Source organism: Mesorhizobium sp. CO1-1-8, from assembly GCF_020164875.1.
In the GTDB taxonomy this organism is placed as follows: domain Bacteria; phylum Pseudomonadota; class Alphaproteobacteria; order Rhizobiales; family Rhizobiaceae; genus Mesorhizobium.
Window position 1 is genome coordinate 82,300 of the sequence record NZ_JAIUGZ010000017.1, and the last position, 15,910, is coordinate 98,209.

17 protein-coding genes are annotated in these 15,910 nt (G+C 63.2%); 9 read left to right on the plus strand and 8 right to left on the minus strand.

Annotation, left to right across the window (positions count from 1 at the left end; translation table 11 throughout):
- Positions 1 to 42: 42 nt before the first annotated feature.
- Positions 43 to 1,098 carry a sugar phosphate isomerase/epimerase family protein gene (locus tag LB558_RS27180; protein WP_224700361.1) on the minus strand — a complete coding sequence of 352 codons (1,056 nt, stop codon included), beginning with the start codon at positions 1,096 to 1,098 and terminating at the stop codon, positions 43 to 45.
- Positions 1,099 to 1,498: 400 nt separating this feature from the next.
- Here LB558_RS27180 and LB558_RS27185 point away from each other — a divergent pair, with 400 nt between their 5' ends.
- From LB558_RS27185 to LB558_RS27205, 5 genes are read left to right on the plus strand one after another with little or no spacing between them, the layout of a single operon-like run.
- Positions 1,499 to 2,386, plus strand: a complete 888-nt coding sequence (locus LB558_RS27185; RefSeq protein WP_023812461.1) for a sugar phosphate isomerase/epimerase family protein — start codon at positions 1,499 to 1,501, stop codon at positions 2,384 to 2,386.
- Positions 2,387 to 2,446: 60 nt separating this feature from the next.
- Entirely contained in the window at positions 2,447 to 3,616 is a 1,170-nt protein-coding gene (locus tag LB558_RS27190; RefSeq protein ID WP_224700362.1) for a mandelate racemase/muconate lactonizing enzyme family protein, read from the plus strand.
- Between the two features lie 2 nt (positions 3,617 to 3,618).
- Positions 3,619 to 4,335, plus strand: a complete 717-nt coding sequence (locus LB558_RS27195) for a FadR/GntR family transcriptional regulator (RefSeq protein WP_224700363.1) — start codon at positions 3,619 to 3,621, stop codon at positions 4,333 to 4,335.
- Positions 4,336 to 4,340: 5 nt separating this feature from the next.
- Complete coding sequence (locus LB558_RS27200) at positions 4,341 to 5,321, plus strand: hydroxyacid dehydrogenase (protein WP_224700364.1); 981 nt, start codon at positions 4,341 to 4,343, stop codon at positions 5,319 to 5,321.
- 41 nt (positions 5,322 to 5,362) lie between these two features.
- Entirely contained in the window at positions 5,363 to 5,749 is a 387-nt protein-coding gene (locus tag LB558_RS27205; RefSeq protein ID WP_224700365.1) for a hypothetical protein, read from the plus strand.
- An 18-nt stretch (positions 5,750 to 5,767) separates the two neighbouring features.
- Here the strand turns inward: LB558_RS27205 and LB558_RS27210 are convergent, their stop codons facing one another.
- On the minus strand, positions 5,768 to 7,063 hold the full coding sequence (locus LB558_RS27210; RefSeq protein WP_224700366.1) for an amidase: 1,296 nt from the start codon (positions 7,061 to 7,063) through the stop codon (positions 5,768 to 5,770).
- A gap of 105 nt (positions 7,064 to 7,168) precedes the next feature.
- Here LB558_RS27210 and LB558_RS27215 point away from each other — a divergent pair, with 105 nt between their 5' ends.
- Positions 7,169 to 7,516 (plus strand): GFA family protein, encoded by a 348-nt coding sequence (locus tag LB558_RS27215; protein ID WP_224700367.1) that lies wholly within the window; start codon positions 7,169 to 7,171, stop codon positions 7,514 to 7,516.
- A gap of 59 nt (positions 7,517 to 7,575) precedes the next feature.
- Here the strand turns inward: LB558_RS27215 and LB558_RS27220 are convergent, their stop codons facing one another.
- Positions 7,576 to 8,484: an SDR family oxidoreductase gene (locus LB558_RS27220; RefSeq protein WP_224700368.1), complete on the minus strand. Its 909-nt coding sequence runs from the start codon at positions 8,482 to 8,484 to the stop codon at positions 7,576 to 7,578.
- 98 nt (positions 8,485 to 8,582) lie between these two features.
- Here LB558_RS27220 and LB558_RS27225 point away from each other — a divergent pair, with 98 nt between their 5' ends.
- The gene (locus LB558_RS27225) at positions 8,583 to 9,161 is read left to right on the plus strand and encodes a TetR/AcrR family transcriptional regulator (RefSeq protein WP_224700369.1); all 579 of its coding nucleotides are present in this window, start codon (positions 8,583 to 8,585) and stop codon (positions 9,159 to 9,161) included.
- A gap of 49 nt (positions 9,162 to 9,210) precedes the next feature.
- On the opposite strand, the gene LB558_RS27230 is transcribed toward LB558_RS27225, so the two are convergent.
- Complete coding sequence (locus LB558_RS27230; RefSeq protein WP_224700370.1) at positions 9,211 to 10,425, minus strand: MFS transporter; 1,215 nt, start codon at positions 10,423 to 10,425, stop codon at positions 9,211 to 9,213.
- Positions 10,426 to 10,516: 91 nt separating this feature from the next.
- On the opposite strand from LB558_RS27230, the gene LB558_RS27235 reads away from it, so the two are divergent.
- Together LB558_RS27235 and LB558_RS27240 are read left to right on the plus strand one after the other, a co-directional pair.
- Positions 10,517 to 11,500 (plus strand): AraC family transcriptional regulator, encoded by a 984-nt coding sequence (locus tag LB558_RS27235; RefSeq protein ID WP_224700371.1) that lies wholly within the window; start codon positions 10,517 to 10,519, stop codon positions 11,498 to 11,500.
- Positions 11,501 to 12,084: 584 nt separating this feature from the next.
- The gene (locus LB558_RS27240; RefSeq protein WP_224700372.1) at positions 12,085 to 12,534 is read left to right on the plus strand and encodes a DUF4437 domain-containing protein; all 450 of its coding nucleotides are present in this window, start codon (positions 12,085 to 12,087) and stop codon (positions 12,532 to 12,534) included.
- Here LB558_RS27240 and LB558_RS27245 read toward each other — a convergent pair.
- Genes LB558_RS27245 through LB558_RS27260 form a run of 4 tightly spaced genes read right to left on the minus strand, consistent with a single transcriptional unit; the run spans position 12,529 to position 15,909 of the window.
- Positions 12,529 to 13,632, minus strand: a complete 1,104-nt coding sequence (locus tag LB558_RS27245) for an ABC transporter ATP-binding protein (RefSeq protein ID WP_224700373.1) — start codon at positions 13,630 to 13,632, stop codon at positions 12,529 to 12,531. The genes LB558_RS27240 and LB558_RS27245 overlap by 6 nt on opposite strands.
- A complete protein-coding gene (locus LB558_RS27250) occupies positions 13,632 to 14,735 on the minus strand; it encodes an ABC transporter ATP-binding protein (protein WP_224700374.1) in 1,104 nt (367 codons plus the stop codon). Before LB558_RS27250 ends, LB558_RS27245 begins: the two co-directional genes overlap by 1 nt.
- Positions 14,732 to 14,953: a hypothetical protein gene (locus tag LB558_RS27255; RefSeq protein WP_027037796.1), complete on the minus strand. Its 222-nt coding sequence runs from the start codon at positions 14,951 to 14,953 to the stop codon at positions 14,732 to 14,734. The genes LB558_RS27250 and LB558_RS27255 overlap by 4 nt, the downstream gene beginning before the upstream one ends.
- On the minus strand, positions 14,950 to 15,909 hold the full coding sequence (locus LB558_RS27260; protein ID WP_013529496.1) for a carbohydrate ABC transporter permease: 960 nt from the start codon (positions 15,907 to 15,909) through the stop codon (positions 14,950 to 14,952). The genes LB558_RS27255 and LB558_RS27260 overlap by 4 nt, the downstream gene beginning before the upstream one ends.
- Position 15,910 lies beyond the last annotated feature (1 nt).

Sequence of the window (15,910 nt, forward strand, 5' to 3'; positions counted from 1 at the left end):
CCCTTCGGGCCACCCTCCCCGCGAGGGGGAGGGAAAGTCGAGCTAGATTCCCATCATGGCGCGCAGCAACTTCTTGTCGGTGGCGCCACCGGCGAAATCGTCGAATGCCTTTTCGGTCACGCGGATGATGTGGTGCTCGATGAAAGGCGCGCCTTCCGCCGCACCATCTTCCGGATGCTTCAGGCAGCACTCCCACTCCAGCACCGCCCAGGAATCATAATTGTACTGCGTCAGCTTGGAGAAGATGCCGCCGAAATCCACCTGTCCATCGCCCAGCGAACGGAAGCGCCCGGCGCGGTTGGTCCAGCTCTGATAGCCGGAATAGACGCCTTGCCGGCCGGTCGGGTTGAACTCGGCGTCCTTGACGTGAAACGCCTTGATGCGCTCGTGATAGATGTCGATGAATTCGAGATAGTCGAGCTGCTGCAGCAGGAAATGCGACGGATCGTAATTGATGTTGCAGCGCTTGTGGCCGCCGACCGCATCGAGGAACATCTCGAAGGTGGCGCCGTCGAACACGTCTTCGCCGGGATGAATCTCGTAGCCTATATCGACGCCATTATCCTCATAGACATCGAGGATCGGCTTCCAGCGCTTGCCGAGCTCAGCGAACGCTTCCTCGATCAGCCCGGCCGGCCGCTGCGGCCAGGGGTAGAGGTAAGGAAAGGCCAGCGCTCCGGAGAAGCTGACCGAGGCCTTGAGGCCAAGGTTCTTCGACGCCTTGGCGCCGAACTCCATCTGTTCGACCGCCCATTTTTGCCGCGCCTTTGGATTGTTGTGCACCGAAGCCGGCGCAAAGCCGTCGAACTGCGCATCATAGGCCGGATGCACCGCCACCAGTTGCCCCTGCAGATGCGTCGACAGTTCGGTAATCTCGACGCCGGCGTCAGCGCAGATGCCTTTCACCTCGTCGCAATAAGCCTTGGAAGAGGCCGCCTTCTTGAGGTCGAACAGCCGCGCGTCCCAGGTCGGGATCTGCACGCCCTTGTAGCCGAGACCGGCCGCCCATTTGGTGATCGCCGCCAGTGAGTTGAACGGCGCGGCGTCGCCCGCGAACTGCGCCAGAAACAGCCCGGGGCCCTTCATTGTCGTCGGCATCGGCATCCTCCCTCATTTCTCTCGCGACCGAGCATAGCGCCGATTGGAAACAGGGCCAGCCACTTTGGTCTTTTCTCAACGGGTGCTTGCTCGCACCGTCATTCTGGTATTACCAAATATGGAAATCTGGTCAAGCCGTGCAATGCGGTATCATGACCCCAAAACCACTTGGCGCAGGCATATATATCTCAATATAATCAAGGAAATAATCCACAGTAAAAGTTGCGCCTCAGCGCTTCTTGCCGATCTGAAGAATTTGCTGTAGACCTCGCTTCAGGCCCAATTGGTCGAACCAGTTTGCGAGAAAAGGCTGGGAACGCCTTGGGGAGGAACCTTTGTGTCGCCTTTTGGCGATGCATGTCGCAGGCGAACCATAGAGACGAATTGGGAAGGACAGACCATGCATCTTTCGACGCACAACTGGATGCGCGCGGAACCCTTGGAAACGACGCTCAAGCGCATCAAGAAATTCGGCTATGAGTCGATCGAGATTTCCGGCGAGCCCGAGCAGTACAAGACCAAGGAGACCCGGGCGCTGCTGAAGGAGCATGGTATTCGCTGCTGGGGCGCGGTGACCCTGATGCTGGGCGAGCGCAACCTTGCCGCCAGGAACCAGGGCCAGCGCGAGCGTTCCGTTCAGTATGTCAAGGACGTGCTGACCATGGTCAGCGAACTCGATGGCGAGATCATCACCCTGGTTCCGGCGACCGTCGGCAAGGTGGTGCCTGACGGGACCGAGGAAGAGGAATGGAAGTGGGTCGTCGACGCCACCCGCGAATGCTTCACGCACGCCAAGAAGGTCGGCGTCAAGATCGCCGTCGAGCCGCTTAACCGCTTCGAGACCTATCTGTTCAATCGCGGTGCCCAGGCGCTGGCTTTGGCCGACGCGGTCAGCCCCGAATGCGGCGTGTGCCTCGACGCTTATCACATCCACATGGAAGAATTTAACGTCTATGACGCGATCCGGCAGGCCGGAAAGCGCCTGTTCGACTTCCATGTCGCCGACAACAACCGGTTTGCTGCCGGCCTCGGCCAGATCGACTGGCCGAAGATCGTCGCCACCTTGCGTGAGATCGGCTACGACGGCGCGCTTACCAATGAGTTCGTCGCGCCCGTCGACCGGACACCGGCCGCACCCTATCCCGACATGGTCGAGCGCAATCCGGTCGACATCTCACCAGAACAGCTGAAGTTCATCCAGGACCACGGCTCCAGTGTGCTCACCGAGAAATTCTACACCGACCAGATGCGCATCAACGCCGAGACGTTGCTGCCGCTGATCAAGTAGTCGACTGCCTCAGGGAAATTCGCCCTTCCGCCCTGACCGGCGGCAGGGCTGGGGAAGAATATGCGTATCAAGTCCGTCCAAGCCTGGTGGATCCGCGTTCCGATCGAAGCCGCTCGGCAGCACCGCAGCGACTTCGGTCAGGTGACGACCTTCGACGCCGCCATCCTGCGCATCGAGACCGATGACGGGCTGGTCGGCTGGGGCGAAGGCAAGAACGCCGCCGGCAGTGCCGGCAGCTACGGCGCACTCGTCCACATGCTGAACCATGAGGTCGGGCCGCAGCTGGTCGGCCGCGATCCGGCCGACATCGGCGTCATATGGGAGATGCTCTACAATGGCGTGCGCTACGACAGCGCAGCGCGCAGCGGCCACGCCATGCCGCAGCTGGCGCGGCGCGGCATGAGCATCGCGGCGATCAGCGCCGTCGACATCGCGCTGTGGGACATTCTTGGCAAATCGCTTGGCGTTCCTGTCTGGCGGCTACTCGGCGGCCGCAAGCTCGATCGCATGCCGGCTTACGCGTCCGGCGGCTGGGCGGCCGCCGACGCCATCGGCGAGCAGTTGAAATCCTATATCGCCAAGGGCGGTTTCAAGGCACTGAAGATGCGGGTTGGCGCCATGGACGGCGCGGCGCACATTTCCGCCGCCCGCGTGCGGGCCGCACGGCAGGCGCTCGGCCCCGATGTCGAACTGATGGTCGACGCGCACGGCACCTATACGGTGGCGGAAGCAAAACGCTTCATCCACCTCGTCAACGACCTTGATCTGGCGTGGTTCGAGGAGCCTGTTATCGCCGACGACAAGCCGGGCATGGCCGAAGTGCGGGCATCCGGCGTCGTCCCGATCGCCACCGGCGAAAGCGAGGCGACACGCTACGCCTTCCGCGACCTCGCCGCGCTCAAAGCCGCCGACATCTTCCAGCCCGATCCCGCTTTCTGCGGCGGCATCAGCGAAGCGATGAAGATCGGCACCATCGCCAGCGCCTTCAATCTGCGCTTTGCACCGCATTTGTGGGCCGGCGCGCCCTGTTTTTTCGCAGGCTTGCATGTCTGCGCCGCCTCGCCGTCGAGTTTTACCGTCGAATATTCGCTCGGCGCCAACCCGATGATCCATGATCTGGTCGAAGAGACTGTCGAAGCCAGGGACGGTATGATAGCGATCCCGGAAAAACCGGGGCTGGGATTCACCATTTCGGAGCGGTTCCTGGAGGCGCACGCGCAACGCGGTTGACGATGAAAGAAAAGAACCTCCTCGCGGAACTCGCCGCCTACCTGTTCTCCCATTCGGACAAGGAGAGTGGCCGAACGCCTTCGGAACGCGAACTGGCGGAGCATTTCGCCGTCAGCCGCGGCCAGATCCGCGAGGCGCTGGCCATCCTGGAGGCCATGCGCATCGTTGAGCGCCGGGCCAAGTCCGGCATCTACATCGACACCAAGCAGGCCAGCGTGGAGGCCATGGCGCTGTTCGCCCGCGCGGGCCTGCCGCTCGACCCGATCCAGATCTACGAGACGGTCGAACTGCGCAAGATCCACGAGATCAAGGCGGCCGAACTTGCCTGTTCGCGTGCCACAGAGGAGAATTTCGAGCGGCTGCGTGAAATCCTCAAGGCTTCGGAAGAGCGCATCGCCGCCGGCGAAGGGCTTGCCAGGGAAGACCGCGAATTCCACCTCGAAATCGTGCGCGCCACCAAGAACAGCGTCTTCCACAATGTCTGCAGCGTCTACTACATGATGGGCGAGCAGCGCCTGCCGATCTATTTCAACGACCCCGAGCGCAACGTGCGCTCGCATGCCGAGCATATCCAGATCTATGAGGCGCTGCTGCGCCGCGATGGCAATCTCGCCCAGGCGCTGATGAGTGCCCATCTGCAAGGGGCTGAGAGCTACTGGAAAGGCCTGATCGAGGGCCATGGCGAGGAACCTCAAAACCCGGCGCTCGAAAAAGCTTGATCGACATGGCCCGTATCCTCACGACCCACGCCCTGCACCCGCGCGCCTCGGCCATGCTGGCCGGCGCGGGAGAACTCGTCGTCGCCTCCGCCATCGATCCGGCCACGCTGGCCGCCGAGGCGAGGAATGCCGACATCGTCATCGTGCGCGCGCCGCTGCCACCACAGCTTTTCGACAGTGCGACGCAACTGAGGGCGGCAATCCGTCATGGCGCCGGGCTCGACATGATCCCGATGGAAGCAGCGACGGCCGCCGGCGTGCTGGTGGCCAATGTTCCGGCGGTCAATGCCCGCTCGGTTGCCGAGCACGTCATGTTCGTGGCGCTCGCTTTGCTGCGTAACTTCCGCGTCGTCGACCGAGACCTGCGCACCAAAGGCTGGCTCGCCGGCCGCGAGCATGCCAATTCCAACATCGAGCTTGCCGGCAAGACGATCGGCATCGTCGGCCTTGGCGCCGTCGGCCAGGCGGTCGGCCATATCGCCGCGCACGGCTTCGACCTGAAGGTGGTGGCAACGACGCGCAGCATGCAGCCGGCGCCGGACAAGGTCGGTTTCCTGTCGATCGACGCTCTCGTCGAGCAAAGCGACATCATCGTTCTGTGCTGCCCGCTGACGCCGGAAACGCGCGGCCTGATCAACCGTGAGCGGATCGCCCGCATGAAGCCTCATGCGCTGCTGATCAACGTGTCGCGCGGGCCGGTCATCGATGACGACGCGCTGATCGAGGCGTTGCAGAAACGCCGTATCGGCGGCGCCGCGCTCGACGTTTTTGCCACGCAGCCGCTGCCGTCGAACCATCCCTATTTCGGCTTCGACAATGTCATCATCACGCCGCACATGGCGGGGATCACCGAGGAATCGATGATGCGCATGGGGGTCGGCGCGGCGGGTGAAGCCTTGCTGGTGCTGGCGGGCAAGCTGCCGGTCAATCTGCGCAATCCAGAAGTGGTCGATCACTATCGGCGGCGGTTTCCGGAGAGCCTGTGACACATCGCGGTTCCCCCCAATTCTCCGCGACGTTGAGAGCCATGTCCGATCCACGCCTCGCATCCCTGGTAGCCGTCGTTTGTTCGCTCAGCGCCGTGCCGTCATTCGCGGCCGAGAGCAGCTATGTCTATTGCGACAACGGGCTGCGCTGCTTCAAGGCGCCCTGCCCGTCGAACAGCGCACTCGACCTTGCCACCGGGGCGATCATCAAGGGCGTGTCGATCGACCCCAGCGGATTGCCGCAGGCCGGCAAGGCGATGACCGATCTTTCCGCCGCGCTTTATGCCGGCAAGATCGTCGTCAGGGGCTCTATCGAGCACCGCACCCAGACGATCACCGGCAAGGAGTACAATCTGCCCTGGCTGGTCGCGACCCGCATCGTACGCACCGCAAAAGACAGCGAACGCAAGCACTGTTCGTCGCACTGATAGTCAGGTCAATCCTGGTCACGCGCCAAGCAGCTGCTCTATTTCAGCAGCAATCCGCAGCAGGCGCCGGTCATGCCCGTTGCGCGCCACCAGCATCAATCCGGCAGGCAGCGTCGTGCCTGGCATCGGCAGCGAAATCGCGCAGAGGTCGAACTGGTTGGCAACCTGCGTGTTGCGCAGCAACAGGCCTTCGGTGCGGTCACGCAACTCGGCGTCGTCAGCCATCGAGACTATGGTCGGCGCCGTCACCGGTGTGGTCGGCAAGGCCAGCACATCGACCGATGCCAGCCGCTCGTCCATGGCGGCAACGAGCGCTGTGCGCCGGCGCATTGCCCTGATGTAGACAGGCGTCGGCAGCATTGCCGCCCGCGACAAAGGTCCGCTGACGTGCGGGTCGACGGGCACCGAAGCTCCTGTCGCCAGCCAGTCGGCATGCACTTCGGCCCCTTCCATGGCAGCGATCGAGCCACGCTTGGTGGTAGCGCGCAAATCGGCAAGCAGATCGTCGATCGACAGATCCGCGATCCGCGCGCCTGCCTGCTCTATCTTGCCAAGGCAGAGGCCGAATGCGGTCGCCACCTCGTCTTCCGTCTCTTCGAAAAGGACGCCGCGCGGAACGCCTACGCGAAGCTCTGCAATGCCAACCGGCGCCAGCGCGGTCGGCACTTCACCGGCCATCACGGCGTCGGCGGCGGCACATTGGGCCACGGTTCGGGCAAGCGGACCGATCGAGTCCAGCGTGGCGGACAGCGGGAACGCACCGGCGAGCGGCACGCGTCGCGCTGTCGGCTTGAAGCCGACGACACCGTTGAGTGAAGCCGGAATGCGTATCGAACCGCCAGTGTCGGAACCGATCGATATTTCGCTTGTCGCCTCGCCGACGGAAACGCCGGCGCCCGAGGAAGAACCGCCCGGAATGCGGCTGGCGTCCACAGCATTGCCAGGCGTGCCGAAATGCTGGTTGTCGCCGATCGCGGTGAAGGCGAATTCGGTCATGTTGGTCTTGCCGATAGTGACCGCGCCGGCCTGCCGCAGCCGGCTGACGATGGCCGCGTCGCGTTGGGCGTATGCCGCGGTCTTGCGCATCAGCGACCCGGCCGTGGTTGGTTCGCCGGCGACATCGAACAGATCCTTGATCGAGACGATGGTGCCGTCAAGCGGCCCTAGCGTCACACCGGCTTGGCTGCGGGCATCGCTGGCATCAGCCGCGGCCCGTGCTGCTTCGGCATAGAGCTTCGTGAACACGCGCTCTTCGCCTGCACGCGCAGCGAGGCGCGCGAGAATGGTTTCCAAATGATCGCGGACGGACTGCATTTCGGTGTCGGACTCCAGACGTCTTGAACGTCCTTGGGGCGTGGATTGCCGAGACTTAACCTGGCGCAGGCGGTTTTGCACCCTGTCTAATGCGAGGAAAATCCGATGCTCTACAAAGGCAGCTGCCACTGCGGCAAGGTCGCCTTCGAATTCAAGGCCGAACTGACCAGCGCCATCAGGTGCAATTGCTCGATCTGCTCGCGCAAGGGCACCTTGTTGTGTGCCATTCCGCATCAGACCTTGCGGGTTCTGGCGTGGGGCGATGATTTGGGCATCTACACATTCGGCAATCATGCCATCGCGCACCGGTTCTGCCGGGCCTGCGGCATCCATCCCTTTGCGGAGGATGTCCGCGAAGGCCGTGAACGCAGCGCCTACATCAACATCAACTGCGTGGCCGATCTCGACCCCTCGACCCTGTCGGTTTTCGATTTCGACGGGCGGTCGGCCTGAGGCAGTTCCAGGAAAATGCGCGGCGGTTTTCCGTCCGGAATTGCGGAGGAACCAAATACCTATCGATAGCCCGTCGCATCGGCGGGCTTGCCGGCGTCCTGGACCTCCGGAACATAACGCCAGGCGTCGGGCCGTGAACCGTCGAGGTCGGTAAAGCCGTAGACCTGCGCCAGCCCGCCGCTGGACAGCGACTGCCCGCTCCAGCGCAAGCGATCCGGATCCGCCGCCAAAGCCGCAACGGCGCGCCCGACGAAGCGTGGCGTCTCGGAAATGACGAAATGCGGCACCGCGGCGGTGGCGTCGCGCCAATTGTCCTCGCTCACGCCAAAGGCTTCCAGCATCATCTCCGAACGCAGCCAGCCGGGCGTCAGCGACACGGACGTTGCGTCGTGTTTTGCCAGATCCTTGGCATGCGCCCATGCCATCCGCGTCACCGCGACCTTGGCAAGATCGTAGAAGGGTGACAGCCGGTAGTGATCGGCATTGTATTCGGCCGTGCCGTCGGTGACTTCGACCAGCAGCCCGCCCGGACGTTCGATCAGCAGCGGCAACGCATGGTGTGCGGTGATCAGATGCGTATCGATGCCGAGCCGAAGCATGCGCAGGCCATTGTCCAGATTGTGGTCCCAGACCGGCTTGTTCCACTCGAACAGCTTTTCGCCACCCCAGATGTCGTTGACCAGTATGTCGAGCCGGCCCTGTTCGGTGCGGATGCGCTCAACCAGTCCGTGCACATCTTCGGCCACGAGATGATCGACTTGCACGGCGATGCCCTTGCCTCCGTTCGCCGAGACCAGTTCCGCTGTTTCCTCGATGGTTTCGGGCCGGGCATATTCGGATTGCCAGGCGCGGGTGCTGCGCCCAGTGACGTAGACCGTGGCGCCGGCAGCGCCAAGTTCGACCGCTATGCCTCGACCGGCGCCGCGCGTCCCGCCTGCGACCAGGGCAACTTTCCCTTGCAACGTCATTGAACTCTCCCAAAAACGGTTTCATCGACCAAGCACGGGCTAGCCTGCGCTGCTTACATCGTATATAAATGATCATTCGGTTATATCAGGATGTCAAGATGACCCGGCCAAAAACCCAGTCCGACGAGCAGGTGCTGGAGACCGCGCACCGGTTGATCCACGAGCATGGTCCTGAAGCACTCACCTTCGAGCGTCTGGCAAAGGCTTGTGGTCTCTCCGGTGCAACGCTGGTGCAGCGCTTCAAGAACAAGGCGCAGCTTAAACAGCGCACCTTGCTGCACGCATGGGACGGTCTCGACGACCACACCAGGATCCTGGCAGCTGCCGTCCCGAGAACGCCCGCTGGTGCGGTCGCGCTGCTGGTGGCGCTGTCGCAACATTACGGCGGCATCGAATCCTATGCCGAAGGCCTGCTTGTCCTGCGCGAGGACCTGCGCGACCCCCTGCTCAGGGCGCGCGGTGCGGCCTGGAAGGCGTTCCTGTGCGACGCTCTTGCAGCCTGTTTTGTTGAAACGCCCAACCCGCCACGCGACATCGGCCTGCTGATGGCATCCCATTGGCAAGGCTCGTTGCTGTGGTGGAGCTTTGACCCTGCAATCGAAGTGGCCGCCTTTGTCGAGGACAGCCTGAACCGCTTTGTCGCTGCCATCACAATGGCGCCGGCCCGAAAACCGTGATGGTTCTCGGGCCGACCCGCAGTGTCAGGAAAGCCTGATTGCGGCCAGGCTACTCGGCCTGCTTCGGGCCGCGCAGGAACACAACGATGGCCGCCAGCAATGTCGCCGCGCCGCAATAGGCGAAGGCACTGGCGACGCCGGTGTGGTCGACCAGCAGGCCACCGAAGACGGCGCCGAGCGCGATCGCCACCTGGAACGTCGCCACCATCAGTCCGCCGGCGCTTTCGGCCTGGTCGGGGGCTGCCCGCACCAGCCAGCTCTGCAGCCCGACCGGCACCGCACCGAAAGCAAAGCCCCAGGCCGCGACGGCGGCGGCGGCGATCGTCGGCGAAGCCCCGAAAACCAGCATCGAGGCGGCGGCCAGTGCGATCAGCAAGGGCGCCAGCGCAACGGCTGCTTTGAGGCTGCGCTCGGCGAGGATGCCGCCGGCGACATTGCCGAAAAAACCGCCAATGCCATAGGCGAGCAGCACCAGAGAGATCGTCTCGATGTCGAGCACGGGGACCTTCTCGAGGAAGGGACGGACATAGGTGAAGCCGGCAAAGTGTCCAGAAGCGACCAGCAGCACGACCAGCAGCGCCACCCTGATCGACGGACGCTTCAGCACGTCGAGCAAGGTGCGGAAGCTTGCCACACCCACGGGAGGCAATTTCGGAATGGTGGCCAGTTGCACCAGCAGCGCCAGGGCGGCGACGACGGTCGCAATCATGAATGCCGTGCGCCAGCCCCAGATGTCACCAACATAGGCGCCGACCGGCGCTGCACAGACGGTCGCCAGCGAAACGCCGGTCAGGATGATCGACATGGCGCGCGGCATCAACCGCATCGGCACCAGCCGCAGCGCCATCGCCGCCGACATCGCCCAGAAACCGCCAAGTGCTACGCCGAGCACGACACGGGCAAGCAGAAGCACGGGCAGCGATGAGGCAAAGGTGGCCAGGAGATTGGACAGGATCAGGAATACCGTCAGCATCCACATCACCAGCCTGCGATCCATACGCCTGGTGACGATGGCCATGGTGGGTGCGGCAATGGCTCCGACAATCGCGGTTGCCGTCACCGCCTGTCCGGCCACGCCTTCGCTGACGCCGAGATCGCGCGCCATCGGCGTCAGCAGGCTGGCGGGGAGAAATTCAGCGGTGACGAGGCCAAAAACACCAAGTGCCAGCGAAACAACGGCGCCCCAGGCCGGCTCGGTTCGTTCGTCGGAGTCCACAGGGTTCAAAAGTGTGGCGTCGATGACGCCTGTCGCCTGTTCGGCCATGGTCAGTCTCCGAGTTGTTTTGCAGCGCAGCATTGGCTGCAACGCAACATAGGGAGTGACCGCCTGGAGTTTCCATGCTAGAAATCCCATCATGCTTGACCATTCGTCCAAAATTCCAATCACTGGCGACCCGCTCACCGACATTTTGCGTGGCTTGCGCCTCGATGGCGTCGAATACGGCCGCTTCGAACTGAAGGAACCCTGGGGCATTCAGTTTCCGGCCCACCCAGCGGCGCGGTTTCATTTCATCGGCCGCAAAGGCTGCTGGCTGAAGCAGCCATCTGGCGAATGGGTGGAACTCAATGCAGGCGACGCGGTGCTGCTGCCGCGCGGTGCGGCGCACGTGCTGGCCAGCGAGCCCGGCGCCCAGGCCTGGCCGATCCACGGCTACGAAGTCGAGGAGGTCTGCAAGGACGTCTACTGCACGTCGAACGAAGGCATGTCGGAATGCTGCCGGCCGGGAACCCTGTTGTTTTGCGGCAGCATGTACTTCAATCTCGATGGCTTGCACCCCCTGCTCGGCATGATGCCGGATGTGATGCGCACGCATGAGTTGGAAGCCTATGAGCCTGGCATTCCGCATCTGCTGGAATCGATGGCGCGTGAGGTGACGATGGAGCGCGTCGGCTCCGGCGGCATCCTGGCGCGGCTGGCCGACGTACTGGCCGCCACCGTCATCCGCTCATGGGTCGAGCGCGGCTGCGGCGACGCGTCCGGCTGGATCGCCGCCGTCAGGGACCCGGAAATCGGCCGCGTGCTGGCCGCCATCCATCTTGAACCGAACCATGACTGGACGGTCGAGTCGCTGGCAAGGATGATGGGCGCCTCGCGATCGGGATTTGCCGAGCGCTTCGCCACCACCGTCGGCGAAACGCCTGCGAAATATGTCACCCAGGTCAGAATGCATCAGGCGCGGCAATGGCTGGTCCGCGACCGGATGAAAATCTCCGTCGTTGCCGCGCGTCTCGGCTATGAATCCGATGCCGCCTTCAGCCGCGCCTTCAAGCGCGTCATCGGCTCGGCGCCCAGCCACCTCCGGGCCGAGGAACAGGCCGATATCCGCCAGGCCAGCTGACGCACGGGTTCCGAACTCAGCTTGACAAAGGCAGCAGCCAGGTCGGCGGTCTTGGCACTTTTTGTGCCGGCAGCTCTTCGCGATAGGAATTTTTTCTTGACTCGGTGACCTCAGATAAGGTACATATTTGCCTATGGTGCTGATTTGCGCCAATGACCCGCCGCACAGGCGGGTTTTTCGTTTGATGCTCCCTCAGCCAACGCGCCGGCGAAGGCTCCGAAGGAACCCGTTGACCCGAGTTCGTTGCCCTGAGCTGACGCATGGAGGCCGTGACGGACTGGTGATTCCAGGCTAGAAAAATCCGCATGGTTTTCACCTCGCCCAAGACTGGCCTGCCGGCCTCGGTCGTTCAGCCGGGCGTTCAAGCGCATCATAGGCATCGCGCCCAGCCACCTGCGCACCGTCGACGGCACCTCCGAAAACCGCTGAGGCGATGCCGGATCCACGGCCGTGGATCGCAGGGAGTCTGGATGAATTGCCAAGCCTTCCGGACGCAATGCCATTGCCGGGCCACCCGCATGCATTAGCTTGCCAGAACCAGGCAGCGAGGGGCCGGCGGCAAGCCGGTCCAAAGAGGAGAACCCATGCCAAATCATCCGAAGGTCATCGCACTCGCCGTCATGCTTGCAGTTCCCGGGCGTGCCTTTGCCCTCGAGGACAGCTACCTGCCGGCCGACAAGATCCCCTATGTCGCGGAAGTGCCCGACCAGCCGCATCGCCTTGGCCCGTTATGGGGCGAGCGGGCCAAGGGTCCGGCAGGCACGTTGCTGAAGGTCCCCGGCAACTGGCGCGCACCGGTCCATGCGCACACCGCGGATTATCGCGCGGTGGTCATAAAGGGGCTGTGGGCGCACTGGCAGATGGATGGCGGCGAGGCGACCAGGGTCGAACTGCCTCCTGGATCCTACTGGACCCAGAAAGCCAATGAGATGCATGACGACGCCTGCGTCTCCGACACGGAATGCGTGATCCTGCTGATCAACGACACGCCCTACGAAACCTACTTCCAGAATAGGCTGGGATACAGCCTATGAGGCGTGTCGCAAGCTGACGCCGCTGCCCTTGTCGAACAGCACCACCTTGTCGGGGTTCCAGGCAAAGCGCACCGCCTGCTCGATGGCGACGTCGGTTCTGGCCGGCACGGTGGCACGCAGTGTCGCGTCGCCGACGCGCAGTGTCAGGATCTTTTCGACGCCGTGGTTCTCGACGTCGTGGACACGCGCCTCGACCGGCGCGCCGCTCTCGAGATAAACATCCTCGGGACGAATGCCGAAGACGAGCGGGCGACCGTCGGTCGCCGCACCCGCCTTTAGCCCCTCAAAAGTCTTGGCACCCCCCGAAAAAGGCAGTTCGAAGTTCAATGGAGCCATCACCGCGCGGCCATTCACAAGCTTACCGTCGATGAGGTTCATCGGCGGCGAGCCGACGAAGCTCGCCACATAGGTGTCGCGCGGATTGTTGTAGATCTCGTGCGGCGTGCCGGTCTGGACGATGCGGCCATGGTTGAGCACGCCGACCTTGTCGCCCATCGACATCGCCTCGATCTGGTCGTGGGTGACGAACAGGAAGGTGGCGCCGAGCTGCATCTGCAGGTTCTTCAGTTCAGTCCGCAGCGCCTCGCGCAGCTTGGCGTCGAGCGCAGACAGCGGCTCGTCCATCAGGAACACACGCGGCTTGCGCACGATGGCGCGGCCGATCGAGACGCGCTGCATCTCGCCGCCGGACAGCCGATCCGTCTTTCGGTCGAGCAGATGCTCGATCCGCAGCGTACGGGCGGCACGGTCGACCCGATCCTTGATCTCGGCGTCGGGCAGCCGGCGAATTTTCGGCTTCAGCGGGAATTCGAGATTTTCGCGCACGGTGTAGCGCGGATAGAGCGAGTATTGCTGCAGCACCAGCGCCACGTCACGCTCGGCCGCACCCCAGTTGGCGACGTCGACGCCGTCGATGAAGACTTGGCCTTCGCTCGGCTTTTCCAGGCCGGCGACGAGCCGCAGCGTCGTCGTCTTGCCGGCGCCCGTCTCGCCCAGCAGCACGAAGAACTCGCCATCGGCAATATCGAGATCGAGCCCGGTGAGCGCAGTGTGGTTGCCAAAGGTCTTCGAGATGTTCTTGAGCTGGATATGGGCCATCAGAGTCTCACCTCAAGCGACTTGCCGCTTGCCTTGTCGAAGAAATGCGCCTGGGTCGGGTCGATCCTGGCGAAGACCCTTTCACCGGGTCCGGCAACGAAGCCGCTCTTGGTGCGGGCCCGCAGCAACTCGGTTCCGACCTTGAGATCGACGATGTCGAAGGAGCCGAGCGGCTCGACGATATGCGTGTCGACAGGCACGAAGCCCTCGGTCGCCTCACGCCGAATGAGCACGCCCTCCGGGCGGATGCCGAGCGCGAGCTGCCGCCCGGCATGGCCATTGAGCTTCGACAGCAATGCCTGCGGAAATTCGAAACCGGATGCCGCGCCGCCGACCGTTACCGAGACCGCAGATCCGGTCTCGGCGACCGCGGCATCGGTGACATTCATCACCGGGCTGCCGACGAATTGCGCCACGAACAGATTTGCCGGCTGCGAATAGACCTCGTCCGGCGTGCCGACCTGCTGCAAGACGCCTGCGTGCATGATGACGATGCGGTCGGCCAGGCTCATGGCCTCGATCTGGTCGTGCGTGACATAGATGGTGGTCGAGCCCTGCTTGATGTGCAGCCGCTTGATTTCCGCGCGCATCTCCTCGCGCAGCTTGGCGTCGAGCGCGCCGATCGGCTCGTCCATCAGCATGGCCTTCGGCCGCCGCACCAGCGCCCGGCCGATGGCGACGCGCTGCATGTCGCCACCCGAGAGCGCCGACGGCTTCTTGTCCAGCAGGTCGGTGATCTGCAGCGTCTTGGCGACGGAGCGAACCTCGCTGTCGATCTCCGTCCTGCTCTTGCGCGTGGCACGCAAGGGGAAGGCGATGTTCTCATAGACGCTCATATGCGGATAGAGCGAGAACGACTGGAACACCATGGCGATGTCGCGGTCGGCGGCCTTCAAATGCTGTACCGGCTTGCCGTCGATGAAGATGTCGCCCTCGTCGATGGTTTCCAGCCCGGCGATGGCGCGCAGCGTTGTCGTCTTGCCGCAGCCCGACTGGCCGAGCAGCACGATGAACTCGTTGTCGGCGATCTTGAGGTTAAGGTCCTTGATGACCTGGACGGCGCCGAAGAATTTCTGGACGCCGCGAAGCTCGATCTGGGTCAATGCTGTGCTCCCGGATTGCGCACCTGGCCGGTGCCGGCCTTTTCCTCGGGCGCGATCTTGGAGGTTACGTTGAAGCCGACGAGTCCGATCAGGATGATGGTCAGGCCATAGCTGTGCAGCAGCATGCTCCACGGCTGGCAGAGCGCGATGATGCCGAGCACCATCAGGATCTGCGATCCGGGCTCAAGGTATTTCTGGTTGATGGCGCGAAAACTCATTTGCGGATCGCTCCGAAGGACATACCGCGCAACAGATGGTTGCGAAGCAGGAAGGTGAAGATTGCGACCGGCAGCAGGAACAGGAAGGTTCCGGAGGCGATCACCGTCCAGTCCGGCAGGCCCGAACCGACCTGGCTCGGGATGAAGGGAGGCGCGGTCTGGGCGCGGCGGTTGGTCATGATCAGCGCAAAGGCGTATTCGTTCCACGCGGTGATGAAACAGAACACGGCGGTGGCGGCGATGCCGGTGGCGGCCTCCGGCAGCACGATCTTGAAGAACGCCTCCATGCGCGTGTAGCCGTCGACAAGCGCTGCCTCCTCATACTCCTTCGGGATCTCGTCCATGAAACCCTTCATCAGCCACACGGAGAAGGACAGGTTGAAGGCGGTGTAGAGAATGATCAGGCCCAGATGCGTGTCGTTGAGCCCGACTGCCCGGTACATCAGGAACATCGGAATGGCGACCACCACCGCCGGCAACATGCGCGTCGACAGGATGAAGAAGAGCAGGTCCGCCTCCCCTTTCACCTTGAAGCGCGAGAAGCCATAGGCGGTGAATGTCCCCATGCCGACCGCCAACACCGTCGAGGTGATGGCGATGATGAGCGAGTTCAGGAAACGGCTCGGATATCCCGACCATTGCACCTGGCCCTTGCCGTCGCGCACGATCTTCTCGCCGCCGTCGAACACGACGCGCTCCCACCACGGGGCGGCCGCATACTCTTCGGCCGACGGCGGGCTGCGCAACTGTGAGCGCTTTGTGAAAAGTTTGACGAAAGGCGAGATGGTCGGCTCGAACATCACGGTCGGCGGGATCGTCGTGGCTAGGTTGCGTGGCTTGAACGAGGTTGCCACGATCCAGTAGATCGGCGCCAGGAAGATGATCGTCACCAAAAGGACGGCGACAATAGCGACCTTGTTGAGCGCCCGTTCACCCGAAGTCTGGACGGCCGCCATC